Raw genomic sequence first — 15,597 nt, forward strand, 5'->3', positions numbered from 1 at the left:
CGTGTCCGAAGCCGTCGGCACGTACGCGCTGGTCGGCGCGCAGCGCGTTCGGACGCAGCGATTTGGTGCCGGCCGACAGCGTCGCGTACTGTGGAGCCTGCCGAAGACCGCTGGCTGCCTGCTCCCCGCCCGACGACGTGTCGTGCTGGAGCAGGCCGAAGGACCCGGACCACCCGGGCGGCCCGCGCAGGTGACCGGAAGTGCTGCAGCCCGCTCGAGAGCGTGCCTGCCCCACCGCCCCGTGCGCCTCGCGCCGGGGCGTTCGTGTTCTCCGGGCCCTCCGCTGCCCAGCACCGAAGGAGGACCCATGGCGAAGCCTGAGAAGGCAGCTGCCGTCGCCGAGCTGACCGAGCACTTCAGCAGCTCGTCCGCGGCGGTGCTCACCGAGTACCGCGGGCTCACCGTCGCCCAGATGAAGGAGCTCCGCCGCTCCCTGGGCGAGGGCGCCACCTACGCCGTCGTGAAGAACACGCTCACCAAGATCGCAGCTCGCGAGGCCGGCGTCACCGGTCTCGACGACCTGCTCTCCGGCCCGTCGGCCATCGCCTTCGTCAAGGGCGAGCCCGTCGAGGCGGCCAAGGGCCTGCGTGACTTCGCGAGGGCGAACCCGCTGCTCGTCATCAAGGGCGGTGTGCTCGACGGCAAGCCGGTGAGCGCCGCCGACATCACCAAGCTCGCCGACCTCGAGTCGCGCGAGGTGCTGCTCGCCAAGGCCGCTGGCGCGATGAACGCCACGATGGCCAAGGCCGCTGCGCTGTTCCAGGCCCCGCTCAGCCAGGCGGCCCGCCTGGCCGAGGCCCTCCGCGCCCAGCGCGCCGAGGGCGCCCCTGCCGAGGAGGCACCGGCTCCGGCCGAGGCCGCCGAGGAGGCGCCGGCTGCGGCCGACGCCGCCACGGAGGCTCCGGCTGCTGCCGACGCCGCCGAGGCACCGCTCGAGGCCTGACAACCGCCTCGTCCGACCCTGATCCGCAAGCCCCACCGTACGGAAGGACCCGCCACCATGGCGAAGCTCAGCACTGACGAGCTCCTCGACGCGTTCAAGGAGCTCACGCTCATCGAGCTCAGCGAGTTCGTGAAGCAGTTCGAGGAGACCTTCGGCGTCACCGCCGCCGCTCCTGTCGCCGTCGCGGCCGCCCCGGCTGCCGGTGGCGCCGGTGGCGACGCCGCCGCTGCCGAGGAGCAGGACGAGTTCGACGTCATCCTCGAGTCGGCCGGCGACAAGAAGATCCAGGTCATCAAGGAGGTCCGCGGCCTCACGTCCCTGGGCCTCAAGGAGGCCAAGGACCTCGTGGACGGCGCCCCCAAGCCCGTCCTCGAGAAGGTCGCCAAGGACGCCGCCGAGAAGGCCAAGGCCGCTCTCGAGGGCGCCGGCGCCACGGTCACCGTCAAGTAGCACCCCCTCCGGGCCCCGCGCCCGGAACCCCGTCAGAGCCGTCCGCGCACGCCGCGCGGGCGGCTCTGCGGCGTTCGGGGCCCGTCCGCCGGCCGGTCCCGGGCGCCGGCCCTGGCACCCGCGCCCGGCGCGCCACGCACCCCTCGACCCGGACGGGTGCTTGACCTCGGGGTGCCTCTCGGGCCATCCTGCTCGCGCCGGACCGACGCGGCTGCGCACCGGGGCACGACCACCGGCGAGCAGGAGTTCAGCGCGGCGCGCTCGGGGTAGTACTGCGGCGTCCGGCCAGCGGCACGGACGACGGGGAGACCTCGTCGGGGCCGGGTTCCAGAGGGGCCTTGCGGCAGCCTGCCTTCATGGGTATGCTGTCGCTTTGCGCTGCCCTGTGAGACTTCAAATGCCCCGTGTACCCGCTCTGAGGGTCCCGGAGGTGGGGGTTGTTGGGCACGCACCCCGCTTGCCTCGAGCTCCGAGCCTCGGAAGGACCCCTCTTGGCCGCCTCGCGCCCCGATTCAGGCACGACCGTCATCCACAGCAGCACCGCTACCGCACCACGTCGCATCTCCTTCGCCAAGATCCGTGAGCCGCTCGAGGTTCCGAACCTCCTGGCCCTCCAGACCGACAGCTTCGACTGGCTGCTCGGCAACTCCAAGTGGAAGACCCGCATCGAGGGACTCCGCGCCCAGGGCGTGCTGGTCCCCGACAAGTCCGGTCTCCAGGAGATCTTCGAGGAGATCAGCCCCATCGAGGACTTCCAGGGCACCATGTCCCTGTCGTTCTCGGACCCGGAGTTCTACGAGCCGAAGTACTCGGTCGACGAGTGCAAGGAACGTGACATCACGTTCTCGGCCCCGCTGTTCGTGACCGCCGAGTTCATGAACAACAACACCGGCGAGATCAAGTCCCAGACGGTCTTCATGGGCGACTTCCCGCTCATGACCGACAAGGGCACCTTCATCATCAACGGCACCGAGCGCGTCGTGGTGTCGCAGCTGGTGCGCTCGCCGGGCGTCTACTTCGACAAGACGCTCGACAAGACGTCCGACAAGGACATCTTCGGCGCCAAGATCATCCCGAGCCGCGGCGCCTGGCTCGAGTTCGAGATCGACAAGCGCGACCAGGTCGGCGTCCGCGTCGACCGCAAGCGCAAGCAGTCGGTCACGGTGCTGCTCAAGGCCCTCGGCTGGGACGACGCCAAGATCCTCGAGGAGTTCGGCCAGTACGAGTCGATGCGGTCCACGCTGGAGAAGGACCACACGACCGGCCAGGACGACGCGCTGCTCGACATCTACCGCAAGCTGCGCCCGGGCGAGCCGCCCACCCGCGAGGCCGCGCAGACGCTGCTCGAGAACCTCTACTTCAACCCGAAGCGCTACGACCTCGCCAAGGTCGGCCGCTACAAGGTCAACAAGAAGATCGGGACCGACGCCGAGATCAACGCGGGCGTCCTCACCGTCGACGACATCGTCGGGGCCATCCGCTACATCGTGGCCCTGCACGCCGGCGACACGAGCGTCGAGGCCCCGCGCGGCACCGTGCGCGTCGAGGTCGACGACATCGACCACTTCGGCAACCGGCGCCTGCGCACGGTCGGCGAGCTCATCCAGAACCAGGTCCGCACGGGCCTGAGCCGGATGGAGCGCGTCGTCCGCGAGCGCATGACGACCCAGGACGTCGAGGCGATCACGCCGCAGACCCTGATCAACATCCGCCCGGTCGTGGCGAGCATCAAGGAGTTCTTCGGGACCTCCCAGCTCAGCCAGTTCATGGACCAGACCAACCCCCTCGCGGGCCTGACGCACAAGCGCCGCCTCTCCGCGCTGGGCCCCGGTGGTCTGTCCCGCGAGCGCGCCGGCATGGAGGTCCGCGACGTCCACCCGAGCCACTACGGCCGCATGTGCCCGATCGAGACCCCTGAGGGCCCGAACATCGGCCTGATCGGCTCGCTCGCCACCTACGCGCGCATCAACGCGTTCGGGTTCGTCGAGACGCCCTACCGCAAGGTCGTGGGCGGCAAGGTCAGCGACGAGGTCGACTACCTGACCGCCGACGAGGAGGACGAGCACGTGGTGGCGCAGGCCAACGCGCCGCTCACCGCCGACGGCAGCTTCGCCGAGCCGCGCGTCCTGGTCCGCCGCAAGGGCGGCGAGGTCGAGTACATCCCGGCCGACGACGTCGACTACATGGACGTCTCGCCGCGCCAGATGGTCTCGGTCGCGACCGCGATGATCCCGTTCCTCGAGCACGACGACGCCAACCGCGCGCTCATGGGCGCCAACATGCAGCGCCAGGCGGTGCCGCTGCTGCGCAGCGAGTCCCCGCTGGTCGGCACGGGCATGGAGTACCGCGGCGCCAAGGACGCGGGCGACGTCATCGTGGCCGAGAAGGGCGGTGTCGTCTCCGAGCTGGCCGCCGACTTCATCACGGTGACCAACGACGACGGCACCTACCAGACCTACCGCGTCGCGAAGTTCCGCCGCTCCAACCAGGGCACCGCGTTCAACCAGCGCCCGATCGTCAACGAGGGCCAGCGGGTCGAGGCCGGCCAGGTCCTCGCCGACGGCCCCTGCACCGACAACGGCGAGATGGCGCTCGGCAAGAACCTGCTGGTCGCGTTCATGTCGTGGGAGGGCCACAACTACGAGGACGCGATCATCCTCAGCCAGCGCCTGGTGCAGGACGACGTCCTCTCCTCGATCCACATCGAGGAGCACGAGGTCGACGCCCGCGACACCAAGCTCGGCCCCGAGGAGATCACCCGGGACATCCCGAACGTCTCCGAGGAGGTCCTCGCCGACCTCGACGACCGCGGCATCATCCGCATCGGCGCCGACGTCGTCCCCGGCGACATCCTGGTCGGCAAGGTCACGCCCAAGGGCGAGACCGAGCTGACCCCGGAGGAGCGCCTGCTCCGCGCGATCTTCGGCGAGAAGGCCCGCGAGGTGCGCGACACCAGCCTCAAGGTCCCGCACGGCGAGTCCGGCAAGGTCATCGGCGTCCGGGTCTTCGACCGCGACGAGGGCTTCGAGCTCCCGCCGGGCGTCAACCAGCTGGTCCGGGTCTACGTCGCCCAGAAGCGCAAGATCACCGACGGCGACAAGCTCGCCGGCCGGCACGGCAACAAGGGCGTCATCTCGAAGATCCTCCCGGTCGAGGACATGCCGTTCCTCGAGGACGGCACCCCGGTCGACATCGTGCTGAACCCGCTGGGCGTGCCCGGCCGCATGAACGTCGGCCAGGTGCTCGAGACCCACCTCGGGTGGGTCGCCAAGACCGGTTGGACGGTCGAGGGCGAGGACGCCCCGGGCGAGACCTGGAAGACCGACCTGCGCCGCATCGGGGCAGACGTGGGCGAGCCCGGCACCAACGTGGCGACCCCGGTCTTCGACGGTGCGCGCGAGGCCGAGATCACCGGCCTGCTCGACTCGACCAACGTGACCCGCGACGGCCAGCGCCTGATCGGGTCCTCGGGCAAGGCGCGGCTGTTCGACGGCCGCTCCGGCGAGCCGTTCCCGGCGCCGATCTCGGTGGGCTACATCTACATCCTGAAGCTCCACCACCTGGTCGACGACAAGATCCACGCCCGTTCGACCGGCCCGTACTCGATGATCACCCAGCAGCCCCTGGGCGGCAAGGCGCAGTTCGGCGGCCAGCGCTTCGGCGAGATGGAGGTGTGGGCCCTCGAGGCCTACGGCGCCTCCTACGCGCTGCAGGAGCTGCTGACCATCAAGTCCGACGACGTCCTCGGCCGCGTCAAGGTCTACGAGGCGATCGTCAAGGGCGAGAACATCCCCGAGCCCGGCATCCCCGAGTCCTTCAAGGTGCTCATCAAGGAGATGCAGTCGCTCTGCCTCAACGTCGAGGTGCTGTCCAGCGACGGCATGTCGATCGAGATGCGCGAGACCGACGAGGACGTCTTCCGGGCGGCCGAGGAGCTGGGGATCGACCTGTCGCGGCGCGAGCCGAGCAGCGTCGAAGAGGTCTAGGCCGTACGCCTGCGGCCGGGTCCGCGGCACACCCTCCACGGGTGCCGCGGACCCGGCCCGGGCGAGGCCCTGACATGGAACGTGCGCGAGAGACATAGCGAGAGAAGGACCCACGTGCTCGACGTCAACTTCTTCGACGAGCTGCGCATCGGCCTGGCCACTGCGGACGACATCCGCACGTGGAGCCACGGCGAGGTGAAGAAGCCCGAGACCATCAACTACCGGACTCTCAAGCCTGAGAAGGACGGTCTGTTCTGCGAGAAGATCTTCGGTCCCACCCGGGACTGGGAGTGCTACTGCGGCAAGTACAAGCGCGTCCGCTTCAAGGGCATCATCTGCGAGCGCTGCGGCGTCGAGGTCACGCGCGCCAAGGTGCGCCGTGAGCGCATGGGCCACATCGAGCTCGCCGCGCCCGTCACGCACATCTGGTACTTCAAGGGCGTCCCGAGCCGGCTGGGCTACCTGCTCGACCTGGCCCCCAAGGACCTCGAGAAGATCATCTACTTCGCGGCCTACATGATCACGTTCGTCGACGAGGAGCGCCGCCACCAGGACCTGCCCTCGCTCGAGGCGCAGATCGGCGTGGAGCGCAGCCAGCTCGAGCAGCGTCGCGACTCCGACGTCGAGGCACGCCAGCGCAAGCTGGAGGAGGACCTCGCGGCCCTCGAGGCCGAGGGCGCCAAGTCCGACGCGCGCCGCAAGGTCCGCGAGGGCGCCGAGCGCGAGATGAAGCAGCTGCGCGACCGCGCGCAGCGCGAGATCGACCGCCTCAACGACGTCTGGGACCGCTTCAAGGGCCTGAAGATCCAGGACCTCGAGGGCGACGAGATGCTCTACCGCGAGATGCGCGACCGCTTCGGCGAGTACTTCGACGGCGGCATGGGCGCTGCGGCGATCCAGGCCCGCCTGAAGTCCTTCGACCTCGACGCCGAGGCGGAGAAGCTGCGGGAGATCATCCGCACCGGCAAGGGCCAGAAGAAGACCCGTGCGCTCAAGCGCCTCAAGGTCGTCAGCGCGTTCCTCAACACGACGAACTCGCCCAACGGCATGGTGCTCGACTGCATCCCGGTCATCCCGCCGGACCTGCGCCCGATGGTCCAGCTCGACGGCGGCCGCTTCGCCACCAGCGACCTGAACGACCTCTACCGCCGCGTCATCAACCGCAACAACCGGTTGAAGCGCCTGCTCGACCTCGGCGCGCCCGAGATCATCGTCAACAACGAGAAGCGCATGCTGCAGGAGGCCGTCGACGCGCTGTTCGACAACGGCCGCCGCGGCCGGCCGGTGACGGGCCCGGGCAACCGGCCCCTGAAGTCGCTGTCCGACATGCTCAAGGGCAAGCAGGGCCGGTTCCGCCAGAACCTGCTCGGCAAGCGCGTCGACTACTCCGGCCGCTCGGTCATCGTGGTCGGCCCGCAGCTCAAGCTGCACCAGTGCGGCCTGCCCAAGCAGATGGCGCTCGAGCTCTTCAAGCCCTTCGTCATGAAGCGGCTGGTCGACCTCAACCACGCCCAGAACATCAAGTCGGCCAAGCGCATGGTCGAGCGTGCCCGTCCGGTCGTGTGGGACGTCCTCGAAGAGGTCATCACCGAGCACCCGGTCATGCTCAACCGCGCGCCGACGCTGCACCGCCTGGGCATCCAGGCCTTCGAGCCGCAGCTGGTCGAGGGCAAGGCCATCCAGATCCACCCGCTGGTCTGCACCGCCTTCAACGCCGACTTCGACGGCGACCAGATGGCGGTCCACCTCCCGCTGTCGGCGGAGGCGCAGGCCGAGGCCCGGATCCTCATGCTGTCGAGCAACAACATCCTGAGCCCGGCGCACGGTCGTCCGATCACCGCGCCGACCCAGGACATGGTGCTGGGCATCTACTTCCTCACCTCGCTGCGCGAGGGAGCACCGGGCGAGGGCCGCGTCTTCGGCTCGGTGTCGGAGGCCGTCATGGCCTACGACCAGCGCAGCCTCTCGCTGCAGGCGAAGGTCCGCATCCGGCTCGACTCGATCGTGCCGCCGGCGGGCTTCGCGACCCCCGAGGGCTGGGAGCCGGGTGCTCCGTTCCTGCTCGAGACGACCCTGGGCCGCGCGCTGTTCAACGAGGCGCTGCCCGAGGACTACCCCTTCGTCGACGCGATCGTCGACAAGAAGGTGCTCTCGGGGATCGTCAACGACCTCGCCGAGCGCTACCCGAAGGTCCAGGTCGCTGCGACGCTCGACGCCCTCAAGGCGGCCGGCTTCCACTGGTCGACCCGTTCGGGCGTGACGATCTCCATCGAGGACGTCGTCACCCCCAAGGAGAAGCAGAGCATCCTCGACACCCACGAGCAGCGCGCGGAGAAGGTGCAGGGCCAGTACGAGCGCGGCCTGATCACCGACGACGAGCGCCGCCAGGAGCTCATCAACATCTGGACCGAGGCGACGAACAAGGTCGCCGAGGCCATGCAGCAGTCGTTCCCGCTGCACAACACGGTGTTCATGATGGTCAACTCGGGCGCCCGAGGGAACTGGATGCAGGTCCGCCAGATCGCCGGCATGCGCGGCCTGGTGGCCAACCCGAAGGGCGAGATCATCCCGCGCCCGATCAAGGCGAACTTCCGCGAGGGCCTCTCGGTCCTCGAGTACTTCATCGCCACCCACGGCGCCCGCAAGGGCCTCGCGGACACCGCCCTGCGCACCGCCGACTCGGGCTACCTGACCCGTCGTCTGGTCGACGTCTCGCAGGACGTGATCATCCGCGAGGAGGACTGCGGCACCGACCGCGGCATCGTCATGCTGATCGGCGAGCCGAAGGCCGACGGCACGGGGCTGGTGCGGGCCGAGAACGTCGAGACCAGCGTCTACGCGCGCACCCTCGCCGAGGCGGCGCTCGACGCGAACGGTGTCGAGGTGGCGCCGGCCGGCGCCGACCTCGGCGACGTGGTCATCGGCAACCTGATCGCGGCCGGCATCGACCGCATCAAGGTGCGCTCGGTCCTGACCTGCGACAGCAAGGTCGGCACCTGCGCGATGTGCTACGGACGCTCGCTCGCGGCCGGGCACCTGGTCGACGTCGGCGAGGCGGTCGGCATCATCGCCGCCCAGTCGATCGGCGAGCCGGGCACCCAGCTCACGATGCGTACGTTCCACACCGGCGGCGTCGCGGGTGACGACATCACCCACGGCCTCCCGCGCGTGGTCGAGCTGTTCGAGGCGCGCACGCCCAAGGGCGTCGCGCCGATCGCCGAGGCCTCCGGACGGGTGGCGGTCGAGGACAGCGACAAGCAGCGCAAGCTGGTCATCACCCCGGACGACGGCTCCGAGGAGCTGGCCTACCCGGTCTCGAAGCGCTCGCGGCTGCTCGTCGCCGACGGCGACCACGTCACGGTGGGCCAGAAGCTCATCCAGGGCGCGGTCGACCCGAAGCAGGTGCTGCGCATCCTCGGCCCGCGCCAGGTGCAGATCCACCTGGTCGAGCAGGTCCAGGAGGTCTACCGCTCGCAGGGCGTGTCGATCCACGACAAGCACATCGAGGTGATCGTCCGCCAGATGCTCAAGCGGGTCACGATCATCGAGTCCGGCGACGCCGAGCTGCTGCCCGGCGAGCTGGTCGAGCGCGGCCGCTTCGAGGAGGAGAACCGTCGGGTGCTCGCCGAGGGCGGCCAGACGGCCTCGGGTCGTCCCGAGCTGATGGGCATCACGAAGGCCTCGCTGGCGACCGAGTCGTGGCTCTCGGCGGCCTCCTTCCAGGAGACCACCCGCGTGCTCACGACCGCCGCCATGGAGGCCAAGAGCGACCCGCTGCTCGGCCTCAAGGAGAACGTCATCATCGGCAAGCTCATCCCGGCCGGTACGGGCCTGCCCCGCTACCGCAACATCCGGGTGGAGCCCACCGAGGAGGCGAAGGCGGCGATGTACGCGCTGCCCGGCTACGAGGAGCTCGACTACTCGGCGTTCGGCCAGGGCTCCGGCCAGGCCGTGCCGCTCGAGGACTACGACTACGGCCCGTTCCGCGGCTAGTCGTCCCGCACGTCGCGCAGAGGCCGTCCTCTCCCCGCTCGGGGAGGGGGCGGCCTCTCGGCGTCTCCGGTGTCCCCGGCGTCGGTCGTCCTGGCGTGCGCGGCGGGCCCGAGCCCGCGGTGCTGGCAGGATGTGCCGACCAGCCGGGGGAGCCCCCGCGGCACGAGCGAGGGGATCGACGACGTGAGCGACTCGGGCAGCACGGGCGGGCCCTGGGGGTCCGGGGAGCCGGCGCCCGAGCAGCCGTCCTACGGTTCCCAGCCCTACGGCCAGCCGCCGTACGGCCAGCAGCAGCCGTCCGGCCAGCAGCAGCCGTACCAGCCCTACGGCGGGCAGCCCTACGGTGCGCAGCAGCAGTACGGCGCGCAGCCGTACGGCTCGCAGTACGGTGCGCAGCCCTTCGGGCAGCAGTACGGCCAGCCGTACGGCTACGGGTACGCCGCGCCGCAGACCGAGGGCACCGCGGTCGCGGCGCTCGTGTGCGCGATCGGCTCGTTCGTGGTGTGCCCGGTCGTGCCGGCGGTCGTCGCGCTGTTCCTGGCCCGCAGCGCCGACGCGGCGATCCGCGCGTCGCACGGCGCCAAGACGGGGGAGGGGCTGGCCAAGGCCGCCCGCATCGTCGCCTGGGCCAACATCGTGCTCGCCGTGCTCGCGGTGCTCGCGCTGGGCGGGCTGCTGGTGCTGGGTCTCACCCTCGGGGACAGCTCGGGCACGAGCGTCGACTACAGCTGAGCGACCGGCGCTCGGCCCTCGCACAGGGCCCTCTGCGCGCGTACGCTGGTGCACCGGGGCGGACGCCCGCCCCCGGGAGCACCCGTGCGACCGCCCGGTCTCGTGCCCATCCGGCCACGCTTTGACCGAGCGGCACAACGCTGGGTACTCTCGTACTTCGTGCCTGGGTGAACCCAGGCCCACGCATGCGCGCATCCGAGCCGCAGTCCGGGCGACACGCCCGACCGCGGGGGTGGCGAGTGCGGCAGCCCGGCCCGCAGTGTGCGGCGGGGCGCGGGACGGGATCTGGAAGGGAAGTACGGACGCGGTGCCCACGATTCAACAGCTGGTCCGCAAGGGCCGGCAGGACAAGGCCACGAAGACGAAGACGCCGGCGCTCAAGGGGAGCCCCCAGCGTCGCGGCGTCTGCACGCGCGTCTACACGACGACGCCGAAGAAGCCGAACTCTGCGCTGCGCAAGGTCGCCCGTGTGCGCCTGACCAGCCAGATGGAGGTCACGGCCTACATCCCCGGCGTCGGCCACAACCTGCAGGAGCACTCGATCGTGCTCGTGCGCGGCGGTCGTGTGAAGGACCTGCCGGGCGTCCGCTACAAGATCATCCGTGGGTCGCTCGACACGCAGGGTGTGAAGAACCGCAAGCAGGCTCGCAGCCGCTACGGCGCGAAGAAGGAGAAGAGCTGATGCCCCGCAAGGGACCTGCACCCAAGCGACCCCTCGTCGTCGACCCGGTCTACGGCTCGCCGCTGGTGACCCAGCTCGTCAACAAGGTGCTCCAGAGCGGCAAGAAGTCGATCGCCGAGCAGATCGTCTACGGCGCCCTCGAGGGTGCCCGCGAGAGGTCCGGCGCCGACCCCGTGGTGACCCTGCGCCGCGCGCTCGACAACGTGAAGCCGACCCTCGAGGTCCGCAGCCGCCGTGTCGGTGGCGCGACCTACCAGGTGCCGGTCGAGGTCCGCCCGGGCCGCTCCACCACGCTGGCGCTGCGCTGGCTGGTGGGCTACTCCAAGGGCCGCCGCGAGAAGACGATGACCGAGCGGCTCATGAACGAGCTCCTCGACGCGAGCAACGGGCTCGGGGCGAGCGTCAAGCGCCGCGAGGACACCCACAAGATGGCCGAGAGCAACAAGGCCTTCGCGCACTACCGCTGGTAGTCGCGCCCGTGCGCGGGGTACCACCACTCCGGTGCCCCGCACACCAGCCGGACCGCCCACGAGCGGGCCGGCACACCACAGACACCTGCTGACACACCTCAGCTGACAGAGGGACGCGAACAGCCTCATGGCGACCGACCTGCGCACCACCGGCCTGGCCCAGGTCCGCAACATCGGGATCATGGCCCACATCGACGCGGGCAAGACCACGACCACCGAGCGGATCCTGTTCTACACGGGCATCAACTACAAGATCGGTGAAGTCCACGAGGGCGCGGCGACGATGGACTGGATGGAGCAGGAGCAGGAGCGTGGCATCACGATCACGTCCGCTGCGACCACCTGCACGTGGGACAACCACACCATCAACATCATCGACACGCCGGGCCACGTCGACTTCACCGTCGAGGTGGAGCGCTCGCTGCGCGTCCTCGACGGCGCCGTCGCCGTGTTCGACGGTGTGGCCGGCGTCGAGCCGCAGTCCGAGACCGTGTGGCGCCAGGCCGACCGCTACGGCGTGCCGCGCATCTGCTTCGTCAACAAGCTCGACCGCACCGGTGCCGAGTTCCACCGCTGCGTCGACATGATCGTGGACCGCCTCGGTGCCACCCCCCTGGTGCTGCAGATCCCGGTCGGGTCCGAGGGCGGCTTCCGCGGCGTCATCGACCTCATCGCCATGAAGGCCCTGCTCTGGAGCGAAGAGGCCAGCAAGGGCGAGATGTACGACACGGTCGAGATCCCCGCGTCGCACACCGAGGCGGCGCAGGAGTGGCACGACAAGCTCGTCGAGACCCTCGCCGAGAACGACGACACGGTGATGGAGCAGTACCTCGAGGGCAACGAGCCCACCGAGGACGAGATCATCGCCGCGGTCCGCCGCGCGACGATCGCCAGCAAGATCACCCCGGTGCTCTGCGGCTCCGCGTTCAAGAACAAGGGCGTCCAGCCCATGCTCGACGCGGTCGTGCGCTACCTGCCCTCCCCGCTGGACGTCGGTGCCGTCGAGGGCCACGCCGTGGGCAACGAGGACGAGGTCATCTCCCGCGAGCCCGACGACAAGGCCCCGCTGTCCGCCCTCGCGTTCAAGATCATGAGCGATCCGCACCTCGGCAAGCTCACCTACATCCGGGTCTACTCCGGCACCCTGGACACGAGCACCCAGGTGCTCAACAGCACCAAGGGCAACAAGGAGCGCATCGGCAAGATCTACCGGATGCACGCGAACAAGAAGGAGGCCATCGACACCCTGACCGCCGGCCACATCGGCGCGGTCATGGGCCTGAAGAACACGACGACCGGTGACACGCTCTGCGCCACCGACGCCCCCGTGATCCTCGAGTCGATGAACTTCCCCGCGCCGGTCATCTCGGTCGCCGTCGAGCCCAAGTCCAAGGGCGACCAGGAGAAGCTCGGCGTCGCGATCCAGCGCCTCGCCGAGGAGGACCCGACGTTCGTGGTCCGCACCGACGAGGAGACCGGCCAGACGATCCTCGCCGGCATGGGCGAGCTGCACCTCGAGGTGCTGGTCGACCGCATGCGCCGCGAGTTCAACGTCGAGGCCAACATCGGCAAGCCGCAGGTCGCCTACCGCGAGACGATCCGCAAGACGATCGACCGCTACGACTACACCCACAAGAAGCAGACCGGCGGTTCCGGCCAGTTCGCGAAGATCCAGATCGCGCTGGCCCCGACCGGCGGCGCCGACGGCGGCTACGAGTTCGAGAACAAGGTCACCGGCGGCCGCATCCCGCGCGAGTACATCCCCTCGGTCGACGCGGGCGCCCAGGAGGCCATGGAGCTCGGCATCCTCGCCGGCTACCCCATGGTCGACGTCAAGGTGACCCTGCTCGACGGCGGCTACCACGAGGTCGACTCCTCCGAGATGGCGTTCAAGATCGCCGGCTCGATGGCGTTCAAGGAGGCGGCCCGCAAGGCCGACCCGGTGCTGCTCGAGCCGATGATGGCCGTCGAGGTGATCACGCCCGAGGACTACATGGGCGAGGTCATCGGTGACCTGAACTCCCGCCGTGGTCAGATCCAGGCCATGGAGGAGCGCTCCGGCGCGCGTGCCGTGAAGGCCCTCGTGCCGCTGTCGGAGATGTTCGGCTACGTCGGCGACCTGCGCAGCAAGACGCAGGGCCGCGCGAGCTACTCCATGCAGTTCGACTCCTACGCCGAGGTCCCGCGCAACGTGGCCGAGGAGATCGTCAAGAAGGTCCGCGGCGAGTAGCCGCTACCCTGCTCCACCTGTTCACGCACGACCCCAGCACCACCCCGCGCACCAGAGCGCACGACCAAGCAGTGCGGCCACACGGCCGCGGCATCTCGTAAAGTCCTGAGGAGGACACCACCGTGGCGAAGGCGAAGTTCGAGCGGACCAAGCCGCACGTCAACATCGGGACGATCGGGCACATCGACCACGGGAAGACGACGCTCACCGCGGCGATCACCAAGGTCCTGCACGACCGCTACCCGGACGTCAACCCCTTCACGCCGTTCGACCAGATCGACAAGGCGCCCGAGGAGCGGCAGCGCGGCATCACGATCTCGATCGCGCACGTCGAGTACCAGACCGAGGCGCGCCACTACGCGCACGTCGACTGCCCCGGTCACGCCGACTACATCAAGAACATGATCACCGGCGCGGCCCAGATGGACGGCGCGATCCTCGTGGTCGCGGCGACCGACGGCCCGATGCCGCAGACGAAGGAGCACGTGCTCCTGGCCCGCCAGGTCGGCGTGCCCGCGATCGTCGTGGCCCTCAACAAGTCCGACATGGTCGACGACGAGGAGATCCTGGAGCTCGTCGAGCTCGAGGTCCGCGAGCTGCTCTCCGAGTACGAGTTCCCGGGCGACGACCTGCCGGTCGTGCGCGTCTCGGCCCTCAAGGCGCTCGAGGGCGACCAGGAGTGGGCCGACAAGCTCATGGAGCTGATGGACGCGGTCGACACCGCGATCCCGCAGCCCGAGCGCGAGGTCGACAAGCCGTTCCTCATGCCCGTCGAGGACGTCTTCACGATCACCGGCCGCGGCACCGTCGTGACCGGACGCATCGAGCGCGGCGTCGTCAAGGTCAACGAGACCGTCGACATCGTCGGCATCCACGAGACCAAGCAGACGACGACCGTCACCGGCATCGAGATGTTCCGCAAGCTGCTCGACGAGGGCCAGGCGGGCGAGAACGTCGGCCTGCTCCTCCGCGGCATCAAGCGCGAGGACGTCGAGCGCGGCCAGGTCGTCATCAAGCCGGGCACGACCACCCCGCACACCGACTTCGAGGCGAACGTCTACATCCTCTCGAAGGACGAGGGCGGCCGGCACACGCCGTTCTTCAACAACTACCGCCCGCAGTTCTACTTCCGCACGACCGACGTGACCGGCGTCGTGACCCTCCCCGAGGGCACCGAGATGGTCATGCCGGGCGACAACACGGAGATGACGGTGGCCCTCATCCACCCCATCGCCATGGAGGACGGCCTGCGCTTCGCCATCCGCGAGGGTGGCCGCACCGTCGGTGCGGGTCGCGTCACCAAGATCAACAAGTAGCACCCTCCTCGGGCCGGCGCGCACCCTGCGCGCCGGCCCGAGGCGTGCCCGCCCCCGCCGCCCCGGCGGGGGAGCGGGTCCCAGCCCGGCCCCTGGCGACTGCCGCCGCCAGGGGGCGGATTGGACCTGGAGGGCCTGCATGCGCCATACTGACGAGGTTGCCCTGACGGGGCCTGCTCCCGCGTGTGCTCCAAGGCCGGTCCGCCGGTACCAGGAGCGCGGTGCGGAGAGGGACCCGTCGAGGCCCGCTCGCAGGCGGTCCACCTGCTCCGCACGACCTCCAGCCGCTCCGGCGGGGGGAGGGCTGCGGCGCAGCAGAGGCCGCAGAGCGTCCTGGAGCGCGACACGCCCGACCTCGGGGGTCGGAGCGAGCGCTCCGGGGCACGCAGGACCAGCGCGACCGGCCCGGCCCAGCAGGGCCGGCGGGACGAGCGAGCAGCAGCTCCACACTGTGCGGCACTAGACAAAGGACGATCACCACGCCATGGCGGGACAGAAGATCCGCATCCGGCTGAAGGCCTACGACCACGAGGTCATCGACTCTTCGGCGCGCAAAATCGTCGAGACCGTGACCCGCACTGGTGCACAGGTCGCCGGCCCGGTGCCGCTGCCGACGGAGAAGAACGTCTACTGCGTCATCCGCTCGCCGCACAAGTACAAGGACTCGCGCGAGCACTTCGAGATGCGCACCCACAAGCGCCTCATCGACATCCTCGACCCGACGCCGAAGACGGTTGACTCGCTCATGCGGCTCGACCTGCCGGCCGGCGTCGACATCGAGATCAAGCTCTGAGG

10 protein-coding genes are annotated in these 15,597 nt (G+C 69.7%); all 10 read left to right on the forward strand.

Annotated elements, in window-relative coordinates:
• Positions 1–307 precede the first annotated feature (307 nt).
• The 10 genes from rplJ to rpsJ all read left to right on the forward strand — a co-directional run bounded on the left by rplJ (position 308) and on the right by rpsJ (position 15,595).
• Positions 308–943 carry a 50S ribosomal protein L10 gene (rplJ, locus tag CLV35_RS16915; protein WP_121194684.1) on the forward strand — a complete coding sequence of 212 codons (636 nt, stop codon included), beginning with the start codon at positions 308–310 and terminating at the stop codon, positions 941–943.
• Between the two features lie 57 nt (positions 944–1,000).
• On the forward strand, positions 1,001–1,393 hold the full coding sequence (gene rplL, locus CLV35_RS16920; RefSeq protein ID WP_121194685.1) for a 50S ribosomal protein L7/L12: 393 nt from the start codon (positions 1,001–1,003) through the stop codon (positions 1,391–1,393).
• A gap of 491 nt (positions 1,394–1,884) precedes the next feature.
• The gene (gene rpoB, locus CLV35_RS16925) at positions 1,885–5,379 is read left to right on the forward strand and encodes a DNA-directed RNA polymerase subunit beta (RefSeq protein WP_121194686.1); all 3,495 of its coding nucleotides are present in this window, start codon (positions 1,885–1,887) and stop codon (positions 5,377–5,379) included.
• A gap of 114 nt (positions 5,380–5,493) precedes the next feature.
• A complete protein-coding gene (locus CLV35_RS16930) occupies positions 5,494–9,372 on the forward strand; it encodes a DNA-directed RNA polymerase subunit beta' (protein ID WP_121194687.1) in 3,879 nt (1,292 codons plus the stop codon).
• Positions 9,373–9,555: 183 nt separating this feature from the next.
• The gene (locus CLV35_RS16935; protein WP_147432002.1) at positions 9,556–10,104 is read left to right on the forward strand and encodes a DUF4190 domain-containing protein; all 549 of its coding nucleotides are present in this window, start codon (positions 9,556–9,558) and stop codon (positions 10,102–10,104) included.
• Between the two features lie 307 nt (positions 10,105–10,411).
• Entirely contained in the window at positions 10,412–10,786 is a 375-nt protein-coding gene (gene rpsL, locus CLV35_RS16940) for a 30S ribosomal protein S12 (protein ID WP_121194689.1), read from the forward strand.
• Complete coding sequence (gene rpsG, locus CLV35_RS16945) at positions 10,786–11,256, forward strand: 30S ribosomal protein S7 (RefSeq protein WP_121194690.1); 471 nt, start codon at positions 10,786–10,788, stop codon at positions 11,254–11,256. Before rpsL ends, rpsG begins: the two co-directional genes overlap by 1 nt.
• A 127-nt stretch (positions 11,257–11,383) precedes the next feature.
• On the forward strand, positions 11,384–13,486 hold the full coding sequence (gene fusA, locus CLV35_RS16950; RefSeq protein ID WP_121194691.1) for an elongation factor G: 2,103 nt from the start codon (positions 11,384–11,386) through the stop codon (positions 13,484–13,486).
• Between the two features lie 122 nt (positions 13,487–13,608).
• On the forward strand, positions 13,609–14,802 hold the full coding sequence (tuf, locus tag CLV35_RS16955) for an elongation factor Tu (RefSeq protein WP_121194692.1): 1,194 nt from the start codon (positions 13,609–13,611) through the stop codon (positions 14,800–14,802).
• Between the two features lie 484 nt (positions 14,803–15,286).
• Entirely contained in the window at positions 15,287–15,595 is a 309-nt protein-coding gene (gene rpsJ, locus CLV35_RS16960; RefSeq protein ID WP_066889903.1) for a 30S ribosomal protein S10, read from the forward strand.
• The last annotated feature ends 2 nt before the right edge of the window (positions 15,596–15,597 follow it).

The sequence above is a fragment of the Motilibacter peucedani genome (assembly GCF_003634695.1).
Classification (GTDB): Bacteria; Actinomycetota; Actinomycetes; order Motilibacterales; family Motilibacteraceae; genus Motilibacter; species Motilibacter peucedani.

What these genes read in the sequence shown, in the direction of transcription:
- fusA (WP_121194691.1), top strand. Translation starts at nt 11,384, where the DNA reads ATGGCGACCGACCTGCGCACCACCGGCCTGGCCCAGGTCCGCAACATC.
- rplL (WP_121194685.1), top strand. Translation starts at nt 1,001, where the DNA reads ATGGCGAAGCTCAGCACTGACGAGCTCCTCGACGCGTTCAAGGAGCTC.
- rpsG (WP_121194690.1), top strand. Translation starts at nt 10,786, where the DNA reads ATGCCCCGCAAGGGACCTGCACCCAAGCGACCCCTCGTCGTCGACCCG.
- rplJ (WP_121194684.1), top strand. Translation starts at nt 308, where the DNA reads ATGGCGAAGCCTGAGAAGGCAGCTGCCGTCGCCGAGCTGACCGAGCAC.
- rpsJ (WP_066889903.1), top strand. Translation starts at nt 15,287, where the DNA reads ATGGCGGGACAGAAGATCCGCATCCGGCTGAAGGCCTACGACCACGAG.